The following is a 17825-nucleotide window of genomic DNA, read 5'->3' on the forward strand; positions in this document are numbered from 1 at the left end:
CTTCTAACGTCAAAGCCCTGATCATTCAGGGCTTTTTCGTGTCTGGCGTTTGAAAAAACAGTGACGGTCTTCACAAAGGAAACAGTGCATGCCATCCCCTACCCCACTCAAGGAAAGTAAAGTGACCAGCAAAACCATCGGTTCGATCGTCGCGGCAATTATCGGCGTGGTCCTGTTATGCGTGTTCTTTGGCAGCTGGTACACGGTTGATGAAACCGAGCGTGGCGTGCTTTTGCGCAACGGCGCGCTGGTTGGGGTGGTTGAGCCGGGCCTGTCGTTCAAGACGCCTTTCATCGAGTCGGTCCGCCTGATCAGCACACAGAGCCAGGTGACGTCCTATGACGACCTGCAGGCGTACAGCAAGGACCAGCAATCGGCCGAGCTCAAGGTGTCCGTGTCCTGGCATATCGCGCCTTCCGATGTGGCGAAGGTCTATACCCAGTTCAAGGACCTGGAAGGCATTCGCGACCGGATGATCAGCCGCCAGGTGCCGACTCAGGTGGAAAACGTGTTCGGCAAGTTCAACGCCGTCGCCGCCGTGCAGAACCGCGTGCAACTGGTCAATGATATTTCGGCGGCGATCAAGGCAACGATCACCGGGCCGGTGATCATCGACAGCGTCCAGGTTGAAAACATCGATTTCAGCGACGCCTACGAAAAAGCCATCGAAGCGCGTATGGCCGCTGAAGTGCAGGTCAAGACTCGTGAGCAGCAGCTCGCCACCGAGCAGGTGCAGGCTCAGATTCGGGTGACCCAGGCCCAGGCGGAAGCCGATTCGCAAGTTGCCCAGGCCAAGGCCGACGCGCTGGCCACCGAGCTGCGCGGCAAGGCTGAAGCCGAGGCGATCAAGGCGCGCGCCCAGGCGCTGGCCAGCAACCAGAACCTGGTTGAGCTGACCAAGGCCGAGCGTTGGAACGGTGAACTCCCCACCACCATGCTGCCCAACACCGCGCTGCCCTTCATCGATCTCAACAAGTAATGCCCCTCGGCGCGGCCAGTCCTGGCCGCGCCTCCTCGCAGCGCAGTGTGCCCGGAGCACATCCGTCCGCCTCGTTGACGCTACACTTTGCTCACTGACGCATCCGACGTTTGAACGTTAGCAGGGAGCTCTACGTGTACCCAGGCCAAAGCAGCTCGACGAAACACCCCGTCTCCCTTATCAAGAAATACAAATGGCCCGCCCTGCTGGCCACCGCGCTGGTTGTGTTTTCAGCCCTGATATTCTTCCTGATCAAGTCCTACACGGGCGACACCGCGACCTTCTTCGAGTCACGCGACTTCATCCGTCAGCTCAAACAAGCCGACGCCAACTGGAACGTGAAGATTCTCAGGAAAAAAATAGGCGTCAGCAACAACCTGTCACTCGCTCCGCCAGCCGACGCGCAAAGCCGATGGGAGCAACTGGAGCAACTGAACAGTTCCGGTCCACTGGCTGCACTTTGGGCGTCGAGACGCAACGGTTACATGGACGCGGTCAGGAACAAGACCCTGTTGGTGGAACAGTTCGAGCAGCACAATGCCAATCTGCGCGCCTCCCTGGATGCACTTCCGACGGTAGAGGATGAAATTCAGACGCTGCTGCAACAGATGAAGGATGACGGAGAAATCGCTCGGCTGACGGCAGCCTCCAGCGTTCTCGACCTGGCGCTGACCACACTGGAGTACGCGCTTTATGTCACCTCGGACAAAGCCAGCGAACTGCAAGAACAGCTAAGCGAACTCGAACATCGGATCGACCAGTTGCCCTCGCCCTATCGGCCGGCTTTCACCTCACTGACCCGGCACGTCAAGACCGTTATCCAGGAACAGCCAGTGGTCAACGATCTGCTGGATCGCATCAGCGTCATCCCCGTCGCCCAGGAACTGGACAGCATCAACGAGCTGCTCAACGAAACGCAGCGCAGGACGGCCGCGACCGATCGCAAATATCATATGTACCTGGCCATCTGCGCCAGTCTGATGGCGCTCTTGATGATCTACCTCGCCGTACGGCTGGTGCGCAGCTCTTCGCTCATCAACCAGATCAACCATGAGCTGCAAACGTCCAACGACAAGCTGGAGCAACGCGTGCAGGAGCGTACGCGCGAGTTGAAGGAGGCCGAGCGTGAGCTGGTGGACGCGGCGCGCATGGCAGGCATGGCCGAGATCGCCACGAACGTGTTGCACAACGTTGGCAACGTCCTCAACAGCGTCAACATCTCGGCGGAGCTGGTGACGCGCAAGTTGAAGAACAGCAAGACGCAAGGGCTGGGCAAAGCGGTAAGGATGATGAATGAACATGCCACGGACCTGGGTCAGTTCATCACCGAGGATGAAAAAGGCAGGTTGTTGCCCCGGTATTTCAATGAACTGGTGGATTCCATCGCCACCGAACAGGGGTTGCTGATTGAAGAACTCGCGCAACTGACCAAAAGCATCGACCATATCAAGGAGATCGTCACGACTCAGCAGACCTATGCCGGGGCTGCGCGGCTGATCGAGCCGCTGAATGTGGCCGACCTGTTCGAAGATGCATTGCGCATGAATTCGGGTGCGCTCAGCCGACACCAGGTCACCGTGATCAAGGATTATCAGGACATTCCGATGATCATGGGCGACAAGCATCGCCTGCTGCTGATCCTGATCAATCTGATCAGCAATGCCAAGGCCGCCATGTCCAACGTCGAGCCGCCAAGGGAAATGACCCTGGGGGTCCGCATCGTCGATCAGACAACGCTCTGCGTCAGCGTCAGGGATCGTGGCGAAGGGATCGCGCCTGAAAATCAGGCGAGGATCTTCAACCACGGATTCACCACCCGCAAGGATGGCCACGGTTTTGGCCTGCACAGCTGTGCCCTGGCGGCGGTGGAGATGAACGGTCGCCTGCAGGTTGAAAGCGACGGACCGGGGCAAGGCGCCCTGTTCACTTTGGAAATCCCGTTGGAACTGGCAATTTCCTGAGACAGGTTGACTTCGCGGCGAGCGTTTATTCCCGCCGCGAAGTCAACGGAACGTCTGTCTACCTGACGTTCGCGGACGCAGCGCTGCGGCGTCTCCTGGCGGGCAACGCGGCGGCATAGGCCAACGCTTCTTCGCGCGAGGCAAAGGAACCCAACCGGTCCGCCTGGGTGCAGACCCTCCAGGGCCCGCTGTTCACGCTGAGCACGTCATAGCCGTTGATGTGCATTTTGGTCAGCATCGCAGTACTCATGATCGTCACCTCCTCAAGAAAACGGGGTTACCGCGCCTACCTTACTCCCGGTGCGCCCATAAGGGCCAACCGAGCGTCGCCACGCTGGCTCGTCAATGCCCGTCAGTCAGGATCGCGCTTCCATAACCAATCCCACAGACCGGGCAGGCGCACCGGCTGGGTAGCGTCCTTGAGGGTCCGGGCCATCGCTGCGCGCTCTAGCGCCTGGCGATCGTCATAGAATGGTTTCGCGTAGGTCTTCAATCCGGTGGCCTGGGCGCTGTCGATCAGGATCTGCAGATACTCCCGCGCATGACGGGCGGTATAGCGGTTGAGGTCATGGAAGGTCACCACCACCGGAATCACTCCATCCACCGCAGGCAACTGCCCGGCGGCGATGCGCTCACGCACCTCCGAGAGCTGGCGTAGCAGGTTTATCCGCCGGCGAGGACTCAGGGTAATGCCCCAGACCTTGCCATCGTTGGCGCTCAAGTCAGTCAGCAAAACATGCATGCCATGCCGTTGATAGGCGGCGAAGGTGCGCTGGTCATAGCTCCAGAATGGCGGCCGGACCAGGGTCGGGGGTGCCCCGGTAACCGCGGCGATGTCGGCTGCACCGTGGGTAAGCGAAAGCTCCAGTTCATCGGGATCGAGAGATCGATGGTTGGTGTGCCAATGGGTGGCCGTGTGAAAACCCAGGACATGCCCCTCGCGCTGCTCACGTTGCAGCACCGAACGACCGATGTCGCTGCCACCGGCCCGTGGCGCGCGCGTCTGGACAAAAAACAGCGCCTTGATTCCCGGCTGCACCGGGTTGTCTGCAAGGGCGTCGAGCACGTCCAGGCTCGGGTTCCAGAAGGATGAGGCGCTGGGACCGTCATCGAATGTCAGGAGGAAACGGATCGGCGGTTGGACGCGCAAGCGTTGCTCGGTTTGCGCGGTCAGCTCGATGGGCGAGCCGATGCATCCCGACAGGCCGTTGGCAAGCAGCACCACAAGCAGTGCCTTGGCGATCTTATTCATGTCCTGCCTTTATTCAGTGCCAAACCTGCGTCGCCTTCGATCCCTGGCACCGGTGTTGAAGCCCACCTTGGAGAAGGTTAACCGGGTTTGGTTCCTCACCATAAGCGCCTTCATTCACGGCGTGTGATACATCTCACGCGGCAGCCCTGCCCGCCCCGATTTTGACCGTCCGGAAATTCGATGGAATTTTCCGAACGCCTCCGTATCCATCCGTATAGGATCAATTAGGGAGGATTTATGGGCGGTCCATCGCTTTACATCATCGACTACGTGCTCCATGGCGAGCCCAAGTCTTTCATCATTCGTGCAGAAGTGATGAATAACTCCGAAGCTTGGCACTGGGCCAGTTGCGATGCGGGTGTCGGACGTATACCCAAATTCGGCAGGGAAAAGGTCAAGCGGGTCTCCAAACCCATGGCAGAAAAATATGGCATTACCGATGTGCGCTGGCGAGCTTCCGTCGCGCCGTCATGGGTCAGGGAGTCAGGCTGAAACAGACATGAACACGTCCGGCGTACCGATTGTCCAGTCGTGCGCCGGATATCGTCCGATCAGAAATATCTCAACTACGCTTAACTGCAGCATGGCCCGCCGTCACTGGCGGCTTTTGTGCTGCCCCATCCTGACCTTTAACGGAGGTGTGACATGTCTGAAAAAGAGTCCATCACCACCCTGCTGACCTTATTGGAATCGCGCCAGGCGCGGCTGACAGCCGCCTGCAAGGAAATTGCCGACTGGGTCGACCACCAGGGCGGGCACCCCGCCGCCGTAAGAATCCGCGACCGACTCAATGATATCGAGAAGGACGCCCCCACGATCCAGAGCGCGCTGTCCTCATTGAAGCCCGCGGAACCGCCACTGCCGAAGTTCCGTTAGCCATCGCCCCAGGCAGGCCTCCCCTGTTCCACGGTTGCAAAACCAATGGAACGAGCACGTCTTTTGCGCCTCGATATCGTTAGGTATCGGTGCAAAATCGTCTTGAAAGGGAGAACATCATGAATGCCAAGGTCCTGCTTCTGATCGCCTGCGCCAGCCCTGCGACTGTCCTGGCGCAAGGTTGTGAAGTCACCACCCGGTCCCAGAGCCAAGCGGTGCCGGAAATCGAAACCCGCAGTTGTTATGAGTACCAGGGTGTTCCTGCCGAAGCCATCGGCTGGTCGTGCAGTAACGAAAGCAAGGGCACGCTCAGCACCGAGAAGAAACCCGTCGAACGCTGCGCCGAGGGTTACGTAGCCACCTGCCAGGCGAGGCTGACCCAGGAGGCCCTGGCCAATCCACGTTCCACCAGCAAGGACCGCAGTGGCAGCTCGGCGAATCTTCCGGACAATGCCCAGGTCACCCGGTACTACTACGGCGCAGAACAGCTTCAGCAAGCGAAAAAGGACTGCGAAACCACCGGCGGCGAATGGAAAAACCATTGACCGGGGTGGCCCGCATGTCCCGATGTCAGCCCTTGCTGTGCTCGGGCGACGAAGGCGGATTTTTCATGCCTCGCGGCCCGGCCACACCCCAGATAATCAAGCCCAGCACCGGCAGGATGACCAGCAGCAGTGCCCAGCCTGCCTTGGTCCCGGCCGATTTGTCGCTGCGAAAGACGCTGACGATCGCCCACAGATCCAATAGCAACACGATTACCGCAACCGCGATCCAGAAATAACTGGCTAGTTCAGACATGGCCTTATCCTCTTGTCAGTCTATGGATTAGGCATGACCGCTGCGGGACCGTTCAAAGAATCTGCCTGTTACCTGCGGAGAGAGGCGATGCAGCTACGAGCGTTCATTCAGATAGGCGACCCATTGCTCATAGGCCTCATGTTGGCGCCGGACGGCCTCATCCCAGGCAGTCCCGGACATTTGATGGACACAGATCAGCGCCATCATTTCTGAGGTCGCTGTGTCGAGCTCGACTAAAAGTTCGTGGGATTTGATTTTGAAGTCTTCAACGGTGGTCATCTCTTCTCGCTCCCCCATTACCGGGACCGGATCGTCCACCCAACATTGATACGTTTTTCCGGCGCTGATTCATTTTTTGCGATGACCGGTCGATGCCGCGCAACACCGATAGCCATTGGTGAAATAAACGCAGCCTTTCATGGCTGCCCACGGTCCCAGCGGTATGAGCCGAAATACTTTTTGAACGTGCGGATGACGCAAGGCTCAAATATTGCAGTTATATTGCAATTTAATGACAGTCAGTAATTGGGCAACGTTTATGAAGATACGAGCGACCGTCATTTGCGAAGAAAACCGCCACATCCTCCTAGTCCGTAAGCCCAAAAGCCGCTGGGCCTTGCCTGGCGGCACCGTCGAGCGTGGCGAGACGCATGCCGATGCTGCCCTGAGAGAACTGGCGGAAGAAACCGGACTGAGCGCCGAAAACCTGCTCTACCTGATGCGGATCAGCGATGGCGACACCGAACACCACGTCTTTGAGGCTTCGGTCAACGACTCGAAGGGCGCCAGGCCGCAGAATGAAATCAGCGACTGCCTGTGGCACCCCTTGGATGCCCTCGCCCAATTGCAGATGAAAAAGGGCATGCGGGAAATTCTCGAGGCGTTTCGGCGCAGGTTGTAAAAACCCGGCACAGCGGCCGGGTTTTGTGAAGCCCTTTGCAAACTATTTCGCCCCGCCATTCTGGCGGTTCGTCTGGGCGTCCTGATCGGAACCGGGGTTTCCCGGCGGTGGATTCCAGTCTTCCGGCCTCTCGCCAGTGCCCTGCTTTGGCTCGGATTCAGCCTGTTCAAGGCCAGAATCATGACCTTCGCCAGTCTCAGGCGTTTTTTCATCAGGTCCCGGGTATGGCGCTTCTGGACCGTTGTTGTCGATTACCATGATGTTCTCCCGTATAGAGCGCAGGATCTGCGCATACCTTTGAGAGGGTTTGCTCGGGCGGGAGGTGCTATGGCGTCGACGAGCGGACCAAAAACGGCTGGTGGCCCTGGTGCTGCTCACTTAAGAGAAACGACAAACCCGTGGCGAGGGAGCTTGCTCCCGCTCGGCTGCGAAGCAGTCGTAAACCAGCGGATGCGGTGTGTCTGATGCTCGGTGTTCAGCAGGTTTTGGGGCCGCTTCGCGACCCAGCGGGAGCAAGCTCCCTCGCCACGGGTCTGTGGTGAACAGCCATGGCTGATCAGCCGGGCTGCTTTTTACAGTTCCCGGAAACGAAAAAGGGCTTGCCTCTGCTTTCGCTCGCAAACCCTTGATCTTGAATGGTGCCCGAAGCCGGAATCGAACCGGCACGCCCTTACGAGCGGGGGATTTTAAGTCCTGAGGGGAAATCAATCAGGACGTGCCTTGCGATAGATTTTATGGTCCGCAATCTACCTCGATTGCCTGCCATGAAGGCCAATGTTTCCGCATAGTTTGAAATGATTGCGGACCATCAAATGCCGGGTTCAGGAGGCATTGTAAGCAACTTCGGCGAAAGGCCCACTTCCCATCTCTATGCCGATGCGGCATAACCTCTACGGCGTCCTGCCTACCGAAAAATCTCTCCCAACTGCTAACCTGTCCTCAACCTTGGAGGACATCAATTGCCCAACTCAGACCTGCTCCCTTCCCTGCTGTACAAGATCAACGAAAACCAGCTGGCGCTCGAAGCGGCCATCCTGGAACTGTCAAATTGGGTTGAGCAGCATGGCTCCCCCGAAGTCGCCGACAACGTGCGCGGCGCCCTGGACACCATTGACCAGAACGAGGAGTTCATCAAGCTGACGCTCGCTGTGCTGATGGCACCAGAGTGAAATAGCGCTGCTCGTCGGCTCAACCTCGCCTGAGCCGATCGCCTCGATTACTGTATATCCAAACAGTAATAAGCAAGCGAACCCCATCATGAACTTTGAACAGGCCAAGGCGCTGAGGATCCAGCGATGGCGCGACACCCTTGATGATCACGATTTCAGGATGCAGAACCCGGAGGCGCACCGGTCCTGCCTGCTTGAAGCAAGCGCGCGGTTAGCCGAGGAACGGCTGATTGATCGAATGCAACAGTTCGAGATGGACGAAATGGCGAACGCCGCGTACTGGCACGCCGTGGAAGAGCTGCAATCGAGGCAAGTCCTCTATCACGGCGCGTCCCATTACGTTCTTGTCTCACGAGACGGCTCGCCCAGCTTGGGCACGATTCACCAGTCAACATTCACAGAGAGAACCGAGAGCCACCGCATTCACGCCTACGATGGGAAGGTCTACCGACAAGGCGAGAAATTGGAGCTGGTCTGCCGAGGCTCGCCAAACGGCGTAATTGAAGGGCTCGTGCTCACCCTGAATGACGGGCGCCAGTTCGACCTGGTCGAAACGTCCAGGATGATCAACGGAATTGTTTACCCCGCCATTGACGATCCTGATATCTATCGCTGGCTTACCGATGCTGTGCAAATCGCACGCGAGAATCGGAACCTGTTGTTGATGGAAAAGCTCCGGCCATTCGCCGAACTGGCAGGGTTTGTTCAATGTTCGTCGTGCCTAGACCGGTTCGGCGAGCGCGAGGACTGCACGCAGTGCGACGGCTTGGGGTTTGTCGAAAAACCGCGCGGCCCGGGCAAACTTCCAGCGCAGTGCCACGGTCAACCGAGCACGGCCAGCGAACCAGGGGATGAAAATGTGCGGCGGAGTTGAAGCAGCGGACAAGAATCGGGCGTATGAGCGGGTCAAGGTGTATTTCCCGAATCCCAAGGCAGCGTTTCCCGTGGTGCTTGAAGACGGCACGGATCTTGGGTGGGTGCGATGGGGCCGGCGCCGCGAGGAGAAAGGCACAGGCCCATCAGGGGGATGGGCGAAGCTGGAGACAGTCGAGCGCGGCGGATGGGAGAAGTATCAGCCACAGCGGGCCCTGGGCCTGGTGCAGCGATACATGGAGAAGGACGGCGAGCGTGTATCTCATTGGTTCGATATGAACGAAGGCTACGGGCTGGAGTGCCTGGTGCTGGGCGAGGAGGAAAACCGGCGCGTGTATGTGGTCACCACCTCCCCTCCCACTGAGTTCGCCTGGATACATGACAGATGGCCGATGATAGGCCGTCTCCCCGGCCCTATCACTGACCCAATGCCCTGACATATGCCTGGCACGCCTGCAGCGCGATCAACCCCCGGTCGCCGGCGTCGGTGATGGCGATAATTCTTTGAGCATGCGCTGGGTCAAGTTGGGCTCTTGTTCTTCCATGAACCATGCCGCCGGTGCTGGCGGTGGCAGGCACTGCGTTGCTACTGGCTGGATCCTGGTCGAGGAGGACTGACAGCCGTACATCAGCAGTAGCGAGGCGATCGCGCAGGCGATCTTGATCACGTTGGGCATCGGTAAGGGCTCGGTGGTGGGTTTGGTCACTGGTGGTCAGCTGCTGCTCCATGGCCAGGCGCTTGCGCTGTTCCGCCTGAACCTCGTCCGCGGCCGCGCTGCCGATCTTGGCGAGGTCGGATAGATGGGCGTTGGCCTGCTCTGCCAGCCGACCGCTGTACCGCCAGTCCTGCACCTTCCATGTCGCGCCGATCACCAGGATCAACGCCACGGCTACACCGGCGATCAACAGCTTCGGAGTTCCGGGGCTCATGGCACGTCCTTAAAAAAGATGTGATTGCCCAGGCGGAAGGTCTGGGTCGCCTCCTTGGCCCATGCCGGCGGCTTCGGCATCGTGGTCGCGTAGTAGTGCGTCGCGCCCTTGGTGATGTCAGGCTCGGCGCCGGAGATCACCAGATCAGCCGCCCGCAGCGCCTGGGCGAATTGCGCCGGCGGAATCGGCTTGGCGCCGCTCAGGTACGGATAGTTCGGGTCGTTCTTGTTCCAGCAGCTGAACTGCCAGGGTTTCAGGCAGACGCCGGCGTAGCCCTCGCCCCACCACGAACGGTCCTTGCCGTCGTTCACGCGGTTGCGGATCACGCAGGCCACGGCCACCTGGCCGGCGAAACTCTCGCCACGGGCTTCGCCCCACAGCGTACGGGCCAGGATGTCGCGATCCTTCTCGGTTGCGGTCATAACTTTTCTCCAGGCAAAAAAAACCCGCTCGATGGCGGGTTGCGGTAGCAGGTTCGGGTCAGATGGTTTCGGCGGTGCCCAGCATCGGCGCGGCGATGATTTCAGGAGTTGGCGGCTCAACTGGCCACACCGGCGCCTGATACCAGGTCGGCTGAACCGTGACCTTGCCCAGGGCGTATTTGTACGTTTTCCAGGCCTTGAGGTTGAGTAGCAATGCGGCCTGCTCCGCCTCTTCTTCTGGCGTGGCCTCGCCGATCTCTATGCCGAAACCGATCGTATCGATCCGGTCCTGGATTCTGGCGATCTGCTCGGCCGCTCTGCTGTTCCTGCCTGCTAAATCCAGTTTCGCAGCGGCCAGCTGTGCGGCAGCCGCTGCGGCGTCCTTCATGGCCTTGGTGATGAGTTGAGACCAGTCGATATTCATCAAGGCACCTCCGTGTTTTGTGGTTCTGGTAATGGACCTGGGAAAACAACCGGCCCATCAGGAACGTTTTCCAGTGGGACAGGAAAAGCTTGCTCTTGGCTGTAGTTCCATGGATTCGGGAACAGCAGAGTCAGCACCAATTCGCCGTTAATTCGATCTACATTGCCTGAAAACCAAATAGAACTTATTGCATCCCTTGGCAGGGTGTCACCTTCACCTATGGGCGACAGATCAAAATTCTCGCCGTTTATGGTTAGTACATCCCCACTCTTGATAACTTCAAGAGTGTCATCGCGCCGCTGCGGACTTAAAATAATTTTCATCCGAACCACCTCCCCCACGCAATTTGCGAAACATGAGCTGTTATGCCAGCCGATGAAAGACCGTATATCCAGAAATTGGGGCCTTGTGACACAGAACCTTGGCTCGCGCCATGCGCGTACCACCCAAGTTGCCCGGTGCAATATTGTATCTGCTGGGTGTAGCTTGGAACTGAAGAAAAAGTCATTGCTGTTTGCCCGAAGAACGGGCCTACGCCATGAACCGGAGCAGCTATAACGCTAAGACTAGCGGCAGTGCATACGATATTTCGTATGCAAACCATGGTTCCATCAGCCCATTTTATATAAGTTCCGTTTGAGTTAGATCCTGACTCGATGACCGCTCCTGTGGGAATTCCGCTGACCTGAGAAACGGTGCCCAGAATGTTTGCGTTATGGAAAAACTTTCTCCATGGGCCTGGCGTTCCAGCAGAGTCAAAATGCCGCATACCAAAATATGGATTAGAGGTGCTGCCAGGAACAGACATGGCAAGTTGCTGTATGTAATTGCCCCCTAGCGTATTTACGATCAGTGAGCCGCCCGCAGAGGCTAGTTCAAGAGGCGCACCAGCAGCTCCAGCCGCAAAAGTGTACATGCCGTTTTTTATAGCAGAATTTGGAGCTAGCAACGGTCCAGCAGCACCAATTCCGAAGTCACCGACTTTCATGAGTCTGCCGGCGGTAGAATCGCTCGACGTTGTCGTGACATCTAGAGTTGCAGATGTGCCCAGTTCCAGCCCAGCGCGCGCCTCTGCTGGCGTATCCCCGCCAGTACCGCCCTTGTCCACCGGCAGGATCTCGTAGTTGCCGGTCGTGCCCAGTGCTGCGATCTTGGCGCCGTATGTATTGACGAGCGCACGCAGAGCATCCGCAGAGTCTTTTACATACCCCTGCATCGGTGCGAGCGCGTAAACACCGGCCGCGTTGCTGGCGCCTTGATAGTTCGGTGAAATCGCCATCGCCGTGTCGCTGGCGACGTTGATCACTTCGTACCATCTGCCGTCAGGCCCGTGAAAGGCGTCGCCGACGCGGCTGTTTGCTATGAAAGCGGTTCCCGTGCCAATAACGGCGTTGGAATTTTGGGTGACAGAGACCGTTCCTGTTTTATACCAGGGCATGGCGAATTCCTTAGTTTAATTAAGCGACAAGTTTTGCGAATACTGCTGGCATGAAAAACGCGAACGGATTAGCGGTCCCTGTAGCTACGGCATATAGCGTTCCGCTTGCGAAATCCCACAGCGTATAAACCAAACGGCCTTGTGGAGCCCCTGAAACCATGAGCATGCTGAACGTATTTATGAGCAGGTATTCATTCTCAGGAAAGGCGAACGGAACCGTGTAGTAGTTCCTTGTTCCGCCAGAACCGGTGTTTTCGAATCGCTGATATGTCCAGTTTTGAAATGCCCTTACAAAAAGAGCACTCGGCGTTCCGGAGTCAAACAACAGTTTCGATGACCCATCCCATAGCCTTAAGCCGAATGATGCGACTGGCTGTGAGCCAAACGCAGCCGCAAAATAGCGACCATTCGGCTGTGCGGTAGAGTCGTTGTAGGCTCGAACATAAAATCCGGTCCAGTTTCCTGGGCTTCCAATTACTTGCATTTGCCCAAGACCAGCAATAGCACCAGTATCTGGCCGGCAAAATATAAGGGGAGGTTCAGCGCTGGTGATAGCAAGCGGAAAAGTTGTGGTCGAGCCTAGATTAAACTCCTCAGTTGGCGCATAGCGACCACTACAAATAACATTAAGCCGTCCAAACTCAGAGTCAATGACGACTTCGTTATCATTGTTCGTAAACGTCAGTCCGTATGTCATGTGGCGAACCTTATAACCAGTAGTCGCATGGTGCCTGAGGTGGAAAGGCTCGCTGCATGGGTGCGTATATAGTTGTAAACTCGAGCCTCTCCAGAGACCATTTCCGTTTCAAACTGCTTGTTCACCGACTGATTGTAAGGTCCGTTCGGTATAACCACGGCAATAGAGTTGGATGCTGTACATCCAGGGACAGAAAAGCTTTGCATGGCCTTTTCGGTATCAGCAAAGGTAACTAAGGCGGAAAGCACCACTCGCATTGTGAAAGAGGTCTCGTCGAGCCGCAGGACCCCGTCGGGGCCCCACACCCTTATTCCATGGCTCATGCGTCGAGATCTCCAAGCTGGACCCGCTTAACGCCGTTCTGGTCAAAAACCTTGATGGCTCGGTTCGTCATGGTCAGGCGTCCACCACCAGGTGCCGGTCCGTTGAACTCCAAGTTCCCCGCCTTATCCAGGCGCCAGCCCTGCACGCCGGCGACGTAATTGTCGGATTGCAGGTACTGGCCGATCTTCAGCATCGTGATGCTGCCGTCCTGGATGAAGGCCGACCGGATGAAGGTCTGTCCACCTGTTATCGCGAAGAACAGTTCAGGGTTCTGAGCGCTGGGGCTCATAACCGCAAAGGTGTCAGACCTGACCACAAAGTTGGATGATGTACCGCCAGGGCCTGTTTCGAGACCCAACGCGAATCCAGCTGCATACTGATAACCGCTGGAAGTAAGTTCCATCTTCACGGACCAGATGGTCGCCAGCTTCCCATCCGTGGAGGCTTGGGCTTGCGCGGTTTGCTGAATCGCCGCACTGTTGCTGCCAACTGTCGCGGTGAGCTGGTTGATTTTCGTCGAGGTCGCCGAATCGTTGGTGGCCACTACCTCTTCAAGGGTGGTCAGGTTCGCCGTGTTCTCCCCGATCTGCGCATCGAAGGTCGTCAGCCTGCGGGCTGTTGCCTCGTTTTCCGACGCTCGTACTCTGCTTTCCGAGGCAATAGCCGCCGTGCTTGTCCATCCTTTGATTGCATCGGCCAGCTCCCCTTCGCCATTGTCGTCGCGAGAAGAGGCCCGCAGCGCTTGGAAGGCAGTGGCCTGGGCAGTGACCTGTCCGTCAAGCTCGATGATCTCGGCGGTGTTGGTCGCCACCTGCTGCGCCAGGCCGTTGGCTGTCTCGACGGACTGGCCGACATCGATCCAGTACGTGGTGTTCGGCGGCGGCGTGTTGATCGGGACAGGGATTTTTGCCTGATAGATCCGACCATCCCCGACGACCATCTGCCCCGGGTCATACTCTTCTTCCGGTTTGTAGGCCGAAAGCCCGTCGAGCGCGTTGATCTGGTCCTGAAGGCCTGGGATCTTGTTGATCTCGTCCAGCAAATCCTGGCCCAGCTCGGTTTCGGTGATCTGCCCCTCGATCATGTCCAGAATCGGGCCCGCATCAGAACTCGCCTGGCCCAGCACGCCGTTCCCCACCGGGTACCAAGGTCCGATGTTGCCGGTCCGATCCACCAGGCGCGCCCAGAAAAAGAACGTGGCGCCGGCCAGCAGGCTTTGCATGCTGTAGTCGCTCTGGGGATAAGCCAGGTCGGCCAGCTTGGTGGAGTTCTCCAGCACGTTGGTTGGCCCGTACCAGATCTCGGTCCGCTGGGTGTCCTCGGCGCCAGCAGGAAAGCCCCACTTCAGGCCGATGCCGAACAGAAGCGATGTTGCCGTCAGACTGGTGACCGCCGGCGGCAGGCCTTCTTTACCCTTGAGCTCGGTCAGCACCGAGTTGCGCCAGATCGACGAGATGTCGAAAGCGCTCACCGCGCGGACGCGGGCCACGTAAGAGCCGGCATAAATGCCGACCACGTCTACGTTGGTGGATCCGGTGCGCTGGACTTTGATCCAGTTGCCGCTGTCCTTGCGCCATTCGATGTCATAGGCAACCGCGCCTTCCACGGCGGGCCAACTGATGGTCATTGTGGCGACGGCCAATCCTTGTACAACCGAAGAGGTCGACGCCACCGTGACGCTCGCAGGCGCCGGAACGACGGTGATCGGTATCGCGCTGATCGGCCGGTCCTCAAGGCGGGCACCGGTATCGATGTAGGGGAATTTGCTCGGCTCGTACTGCAGAGCGCTGAACTCAAAATCGCCCTCAGTTGTACGGCGACGACGGAGCACGCGGTATAGCGGGATCGCCAGGCCGTCGGCATCGAGAGCCCACTGAAGCTGCGCCCGCGGCGCCTCGCTGTAGGCTACGGTCACCGTCACGGCGCGGCCGGCAACACTCTGCACGGTGCGCCCCTCAGCACGGCCGCCGGGCAGGTTGATGATCAGCCGATCGCCCGGCTTCGCCAGTGTGTCGCGGTCCAAGGTGACTACCCGGCCGGCAGCAGCCGAGATCCGCCCGCCAATCTCCCTGCCGGCCAACAGCGAGTCTGCAATCGGGATGATGTACCCAGGCAGAGCAATCGCGCCCTCCATCCCGGTCTTGAACGTGACGGTCCGGTCCAGGTTGTTGCTGAGGATGGCCCACTTGCCGCGGCGCTGGGCCTCGGATGCCCGGGTGCAACCAATGGCGCTCAGTTCGGTAGGCCGGTCGCCATAGCGACGCTGAAGGTCCAGGTCGGAAAACGGAATGACATCGGTGTCGAAGTTGTTGGCCGGATTGTCGTAGCTGACCAGGGCCCGGGTGTAACGGGTCTTGGCCGAGGCGCTGCCGTACGAGAACTTTCCGTCGATGACGTTCGCCCGGGTGAACACGTAGTCGATGTCTTGGGCGCGCGGCATGTCGGCTTGCATGATCAGCTGGCCCTGGGCCCAGTAGGTCATGCCCCGGTAGATGCCGGAGATGTCCCGCAGCAGCGTCCAGGCGTCGGCCTTGCCCTGCAGGTTCATGTCGCAGAGGAAGCGCGGCTCGGTGCCGCCCAGGCCATCGGGTACAAGCTGGTCGCAATACTGAGCGATCCGGTACAGCTCCCACTTGTCGACCATAAACGTCTTGATGCGCTTGCCCAGGCCGAAACGGTCCTCGGTGCAAATGCCGTACGTGATCCAGGCTGGGTTGTTGGTCCAGGCCTGCTTCATGGTGCCGTCCCAAGTGCCGGTGTAGGTGCGGGCGATTGGGTCGTAGTTGCTCGGCACCTGCCACTTCCGGGCCTTGCATTTCACGGTGACGGCCGGGATGTTGGTGAACTGCTCGGCGTCGAACTCGATGTAGAGGAGTGCCGTGTTCGGGTAGCGCAGCTTGGCGTCGATCACCTCGGTGAAGCCGGCAATCAGCATGGTGTCTGCGATCTTGTTGCTGTTCTGGTTGGCTGTCAGGCGGCGGACGCGGATCTGCCATCCGATGGTGGCCTCAGGCAGATCAACACGGTTCGATCGCTCGTAACGGGTGGTGGTCTTGCCATCAACGGCGTCGGTCAGCACCTGCTGATAGGCACCGCCGTCGGTAGCGACATCGATGGCGTACTCGATCCGGTAGCCGCCGATGTTGCCTTCATTGTCCTGGCGCTGGAGCGCTGGCCAGGCGAACCGCAGGCGCACGGCTGAAAGCTGGGTATTGGTGACAGACCGGACCCACGCCGCATCGCTGCGCAGCTCAATATTCAGCGAGGTTTCGTTCTCGACCGACGGAATCCCGGGGATGTACGTCTGATCTACCGAGCCCGAGCGCCAGTCCCATTTCACGTTCGGGAAATTGACGTTGCCGCTGGCGTCGTTGATCGGCGTGTTGTCCAGGTAGATGTCGGCCGCCGTAGGCACCCCTTCGAACTCACCCTCTCCCACCGCGATCAGCAGCTTTGCCAGGTTTGTCGAGCGCAGACTGTCGCTGGCTTCCCTCGGCGCTTTCGGTTTGCTGCTGCCGCCCTTCTCGCCGTGGATATCGATCTTGCGTGCTGCGCCCATGCTTTCCTCCAGGCGAAAAAAAACCGCCTCATGGGCGGCCTGCTTGCTGCTGTGTGGTTACGCTTTGTCTTCGGCGTAGATCGATGCGGAAATGATCATCCCGCCCCACCGGCGCTCGCCGATGCAGATCGGGACGGGGTTACCGCTGGCCGTGGTGTTCTTGGCGCTGCCGAAGGCGTAGGACGGTGCGTTATCAGGCCCAGCACTCTGCTTGAGGCCGGATGCCTGAGGGCTGAGCATCTGGATTACGCCGCCGGCGACGAGGCCGACGCCAAGCTGTACGGCCCACGTCTGCCCGAAGTAGGAGCCGGCGACGATGAGCACGGCACCGATAATGGTCTGGAGAAGACCGGCCCGCTTGCTCCCGGATACCACCGGGACGATGCGAATCTCTTGCGCTCCGCCGAGAACAAAATCCTTCTCGGCCACATTTTTCCGATTCCGGAAGATCGCGAAGCGCATGCCCTTTCGCTCAAGGCCCCTGATCGCCGCCTCAAATCCCTCCAGGGTGCACTTGAGCGCCTTGAAGGCCTCCCCTACGGACTTGCTGCCAAGCTCACGATAGTGAACCCGGCCGAACAGCTTGATGAGCGGACCAGAAAGAAGAATGGTGGTCATGGCTGGATTGATGCTGAGCGTGGCTGCCAAGGCTTTTCTCCGGACGTAAAAAAACCGCCCAGAGGCGGCTTTTTGTTATTGCATGGTGGGTGATAAGTCCATGCTCATCGATGAGTCTATGGATATCCTGAATTTCTTCGTGCTGCCGGCCTTGATTTCGGTTTCCCGCTCTTTCAGGCCGCTCCCGCAGGATGATGCCGAGACAATGTGTTCACCTGGAGTAACACGGAATTTCGCGGTCTCGCCGGTACCGATTTCTGCCGCCCGGCGGCCGTCAATGCTCACCGTCGTATTGCAGCCTCCGCCCACGAAACCCTTGTCTCGAGTGACGACGAGCGTCGAACCACCTGGCGCCGGAGCCTGGAACGCAAATAATCTGGACGATGGGACCGGGTCAGCCTCACTGGAAGGAACGGGAGAGGTCGCACACCCCGCCAGCAAAGCAACAGCTACCGCGCCTACGAACAATCTCATGGGGTCACTCCTGTGGAAGATGGCACCAAGATATCACCGTTGCCGGCTGTACGAATCCCCAGTAACGCACCTCGTCAATTCGGTAGTAGCGTTTGGCTATATCGCACGGACAGCACATAGGGGATGCAAG

General features: G+C 58.7%; 23 protein-coding genes. 9 read left to right on the plus strand and 14 right to left on the minus strand.

Annotated elements, in window-relative coordinates; genetic code table 11:
- Window positions 1-121: 121 nt before the first annotated feature.
- Both J3P97_RS15335 and J3P97_RS15340 read left to right on the plus strand, forming a co-directional pair.
- Window positions 122-979 carry an SPFH domain-containing protein gene (locus J3P97_RS15335; protein ID WP_305501228.1) on the plus strand — a complete coding sequence of 286 codons (858 nt, stop codon included), beginning with the start codon at window positions 122-124 and terminating at the stop codon, window positions 977-979.
- Window positions 980-1113: 134 nt separating this feature from the next.
- Window positions 1114-2940 (plus strand): DAHL domain-containing protein, encoded by a 1827-nt coding sequence (locus J3P97_RS15340; RefSeq protein WP_434672146.1) that lies wholly within the window; start codon window positions 1114-1116, stop codon window positions 2938-2940.
- Window positions 2941-2998: 58 nt separating this feature from the next.
- Here J3P97_RS15340 and J3P97_RS15345 read toward each other — a convergent pair whose 3' ends face one another.
- On the minus strand, window positions 2999-3190 hold the full coding sequence (locus J3P97_RS15345) for a DUF2188 domain-containing protein (protein ID WP_305500606.1): 192 nt from the start codon (window positions 3188-3190) through the stop codon (window positions 2999-3001).
- Between the two features lie 102 nt (window positions 3191-3292).
- Window positions 3293-4192 carry a polysaccharide deacetylase family protein gene (locus J3P97_RS15350; RefSeq protein WP_434573770.1) on the minus strand — a complete coding sequence of 300 codons (900 nt, stop codon included), beginning with the start codon at window positions 4190-4192 and terminating at the stop codon, window positions 3293-3295.
- Window positions 4193-4429: 237 nt separating this feature from the next.
- Here J3P97_RS15350 and J3P97_RS15355 point away from each other — a divergent pair, with 237 nt between their 5' ends.
- From J3P97_RS15355 to J3P97_RS15365, 3 genes are all read left to right on the plus strand, one after another.
- Window positions 4430-4684, plus strand: coding sequence for a DUF6555 family protein (locus J3P97_RS15355; RefSeq protein ID WP_305500602.1), 255 nt, complete (start codon window positions 4430-4432; stop codon window positions 4682-4684).
- Window positions 4685-4837: 153 nt separating this feature from the next.
- Entirely contained in the window at window positions 4838-5068 is a 231-nt protein-coding gene (locus tag J3P97_RS15360; protein WP_305500600.1) for a hypothetical protein, read from the plus strand.
- Between the two features lie 119 nt (window positions 5069-5187).
- Window positions 5188-5613 carry a hypothetical protein gene (locus tag J3P97_RS15365; protein ID WP_434672147.1) on the plus strand — a complete coding sequence of 142 codons (426 nt, stop codon included), beginning with the start codon at window positions 5188-5190 and terminating at the stop codon, window positions 5611-5613.
- Window positions 5614-5638: 25 nt separating this feature from the next.
- Here the strand turns inward: J3P97_RS15365 and J3P97_RS15370 are convergent, their stop codons facing one another.
- Both J3P97_RS15370 and J3P97_RS15375 read right to left on the minus strand, forming a co-directional pair.
- The gene (locus tag J3P97_RS15370) at window positions 5639-5866 is read right to left on the minus strand and encodes a PLD nuclease N-terminal domain-containing protein (RefSeq protein WP_434601000.1); all 228 of its coding nucleotides are present in this window, start codon (window positions 5864-5866) and stop codon (window positions 5639-5641) included.
- Window positions 5867-5959: 93 nt separating this feature from the next.
- A complete protein-coding gene (locus tag J3P97_RS15375) occupies window positions 5960-6145 on the minus strand; it encodes a hypothetical protein (RefSeq protein ID WP_305500594.1) in 186 nt (61 codons plus the stop codon).
- Between the two features lie 259 nt (window positions 6146-6404).
- Here J3P97_RS15375 and J3P97_RS15380 point away from each other — a divergent pair, with 259 nt between their 5' ends.
- Window positions 6405-6767, plus strand: coding sequence for an NUDIX hydrolase (locus J3P97_RS15380; protein ID WP_305500592.1), 363 nt, complete (start codon window positions 6405-6407; stop codon window positions 6765-6767).
- Window positions 6768-6809: 42 nt separating this feature from the next.
- On the opposite strand, the gene J3P97_RS15385 is transcribed toward J3P97_RS15380, so the two are convergent.
- Entirely contained in the window at window positions 6810-7025 is a 216-nt protein-coding gene (locus J3P97_RS15385) for a hypothetical protein (protein ID WP_305500591.1), read from the minus strand.
- Window positions 7026-7726: 701 nt separating this feature from the next.
- Here J3P97_RS15385 and J3P97_RS15390 point away from each other — a divergent pair.
- From J3P97_RS15390 to J3P97_RS15400, 3 genes are all read left to right on the plus strand, one after another.
- Entirely contained in the window at window positions 7727-7936 is a 210-nt protein-coding gene (locus J3P97_RS15390; protein WP_434569151.1) for a hypothetical protein, read from the plus strand.
- 88 nt (window positions 7937-8024) lie between these two features.
- On the plus strand, window positions 8025-8810 hold the full coding sequence (locus J3P97_RS15395; protein WP_434672148.1) for a hypothetical protein: 786 nt from the start codon (window positions 8025-8027) through the stop codon (window positions 8808-8810).
- Window positions 8788-9246: a hypothetical protein gene (locus J3P97_RS15400; RefSeq protein WP_434672149.1), complete on the plus strand. Its 459-nt coding sequence runs from the start codon at window positions 8788-8790 to the stop codon at window positions 9244-9246. The genes J3P97_RS15395 and J3P97_RS15400 overlap by 23 nt, the downstream gene beginning before the upstream one ends.
- On the opposite strand, the gene J3P97_RS15405 is transcribed toward J3P97_RS15400, so the two are convergent.
- The 9 genes from J3P97_RS15405 to J3P97_RS15445 all read right to left on the minus strand — a co-directional run bounded on the left by J3P97_RS15405 (window position 9227) and on the right by J3P97_RS15445 (window position 17695).
- Window positions 9227-9739, minus strand: coding sequence for a lysis protein (locus J3P97_RS15405; protein WP_434672150.1), 513 nt, complete (start codon window positions 9737-9739; stop codon window positions 9227-9229). The two genes, J3P97_RS15400 and J3P97_RS15405, sit on opposite strands and share 20 nt — an antisense overlap.
- Complete coding sequence (locus J3P97_RS15410; RefSeq protein ID WP_434672151.1) at window positions 9736-10161, minus strand: cell wall hydrolase; 426 nt, start codon at window positions 10159-10161, stop codon at window positions 9736-9738. The genes J3P97_RS15405 and J3P97_RS15410 overlap by 4 nt, the downstream gene beginning before the upstream one ends.
- 58 nt (window positions 10162-10219) lie before the next feature.
- Window positions 10220-10588, minus strand: a complete 369-nt coding sequence (locus J3P97_RS15415; RefSeq protein WP_434672152.1) for a phage tail protein — start codon at window positions 10586-10588, stop codon at window positions 10220-10222.
- Window positions 10585-10908, minus strand: coding sequence for a hypothetical protein (locus J3P97_RS15420; RefSeq protein WP_434672153.1), 324 nt, complete (start codon window positions 10906-10908; stop codon window positions 10585-10587). Before J3P97_RS15420 ends, J3P97_RS15415 begins: the two co-directional genes overlap by 4 nt.
- On the minus strand, window positions 10905-12023 hold the full coding sequence (locus J3P97_RS15425; protein WP_434672154.1) for a phage tail protein: 1119 nt from the start codon (window positions 12021-12023) through the stop codon (window positions 10905-10907). The genes J3P97_RS15420 and J3P97_RS15425 overlap by 4 nt, the downstream gene beginning before the upstream one ends.
- Window positions 12024-12042: 19 nt before the next feature.
- Window positions 12043-12720 carry a hypothetical protein gene (locus J3P97_RS15430; protein WP_434672155.1) on the minus strand — a complete coding sequence of 226 codons (678 nt, stop codon included), beginning with the start codon at window positions 12718-12720 and terminating at the stop codon, window positions 12043-12045.
- A 319-nt stretch (window positions 12721-13039) separates the two neighbouring features.
- Complete coding sequence (gpJ, locus tag J3P97_RS15435; RefSeq protein ID WP_434672156.1) at window positions 13040-16603, minus strand: TipJ family phage tail tip protein; 3564 nt, start codon at window positions 16601-16603, stop codon at window positions 13040-13042.
- A gap of 57 nt (window positions 16604-16660) precedes the next feature.
- Window positions 16661-17221 (minus strand): tail assembly protein, encoded by a 561-nt coding sequence (locus J3P97_RS15440; RefSeq protein ID WP_434674563.1) that lies wholly within the window; start codon window positions 17219-17221, stop codon window positions 16661-16663.
- A 75-nt stretch (window positions 17222-17296) separates the two neighbouring features.
- A complete protein-coding gene (locus J3P97_RS15445; protein ID WP_434672157.1) occupies window positions 17297-17695 on the minus strand; it encodes a hypothetical protein in 399 nt (132 codons plus the stop codon).
- Between the last annotated feature and the right edge of the window lie 130 nt (window positions 17696-17825).

This window comes from Pseudomonas sp. R1-15 (assembly GCF_051132085.1).
Taxonomy (GTDB): domain Bacteria; phylum Pseudomonadota; class Gammaproteobacteria; order Pseudomonadales; family Pseudomonadaceae; genus Aquipseudomonas.

Excerpts from the sequence above, each read along its gene's own strand:
- J3P97_RS15360 (WP_305500600.1), top strand. The coding sequence starts at position 4,838 with ATGTCTGAAAAAGAGTCCATCACCACCCTGCTGACCTTATTGGAATCG.
- J3P97_RS15425 (WP_434672154.1), bottom strand. The coding sequence starts at position 12,023 with ATGCCCTGGTATAAAACAGGAACGGTCTCTGTCACCCAAAATTCCAAC.
- J3P97_RS15400 (WP_434672149.1), top strand. The coding sequence starts at position 8,788 with ATGAAAATGTGCGGCGGAGTTGAAGCAGCGGACAAGAATCGGGCGTAT.
- J3P97_RS15345 (WP_305500606.1), bottom strand. The coding sequence starts at position 3,190 with ATGAGTACTGCGATGCTGACCAAAATGCACATCAACGGCTATGACGTG.
- J3P97_RS15355 (WP_305500602.1), top strand. The coding sequence starts at position 4,430 with ATGGGCGGTCCATCGCTTTACATCATCGACTACGTGCTCCATGGCGAG.
- J3P97_RS15375 (WP_305500594.1), bottom strand. The coding sequence starts at position 6,145 with ATGACCACCGTTGAAGACTTCAAAATCAAATCCCACGAACTTTTAGTC.
- J3P97_RS15395 (WP_434672148.1), top strand. The coding sequence starts at position 8,025 with ATGAACTTTGAACAGGCCAAGGCGCTGAGGATCCAGCGATGGCGCGAC.
- J3P97_RS15385 (WP_305500591.1), bottom strand. The coding sequence starts at position 7,025 with ATGGTAATCGACAACAACGGTCCAGAAGCGCCATACCCGGGACCTGAT.
- gpJ (WP_434672156.1), bottom strand. The coding sequence starts at position 16,603 with ATGGGCGCAGCACGCAAGATCGATATCCACGGCGAGAAGGGCGGCAGC.
- J3P97_RS15440 (WP_434674563.1), bottom strand. The coding sequence starts at position 17,221 with ATGACCACCATTCTTCTTTCTGGTCCGCTCATCAAGCTGTTCGGCCGG.
- J3P97_RS15420 (WP_434672153.1), bottom strand. The coding sequence starts at position 10,908 with ATGAAAATTATTTTAAGTCCGCAGCGGCGCGATGACACTCTTGAAGTT.
- J3P97_RS15430 (WP_434672155.1), bottom strand. The coding sequence starts at position 12,720 with ATGACATACGGACTGACGTTTACGAACAATGATAACGAAGTCGTCATT.
- J3P97_RS15380 (WP_305500592.1), top strand. The coding sequence starts at position 6,405 with ATGAAGATACGAGCGACCGTCATTTGCGAAGAAAACCGCCACATCCTC.
- J3P97_RS15410 (WP_434672151.1), bottom strand. The coding sequence starts at position 10,161 with ATGACCGCAACCGAGAAGGATCGCGACATCCTGGCCCGTACGCTGTGG.
- J3P97_RS15445 (WP_434672157.1), bottom strand. The coding sequence starts at position 17,695 with ATGAGATTGTTCGTAGGCGCGGTAGCTGTTGCTTTGCTGGCGGGGTGT.
- J3P97_RS15370 (WP_434601000.1), bottom strand. The coding sequence starts at position 5,866 with ATGTCTGAACTAGCCAGTTATTTCTGGATCGCGGTTGCGGTAATCGTG.
- J3P97_RS15350 (WP_434573770.1), bottom strand. The coding sequence starts at position 4,192 with ATGAATAAGATCGCCAAGGCACTGCTTGTGGTGCTGCTTGCCAACGGC.
- J3P97_RS15365 (WP_434672147.1), top strand. The coding sequence starts at position 5,188 with ATGAATGCCAAGGTCCTGCTTCTGATCGCCTGCGCCAGCCCTGCGACT.
- J3P97_RS15405 (WP_434672150.1), bottom strand. The coding sequence starts at position 9,739 with ATGAGCCCCGGAACTCCGAAGCTGTTGATCGCCGGTGTAGCCGTGGCG.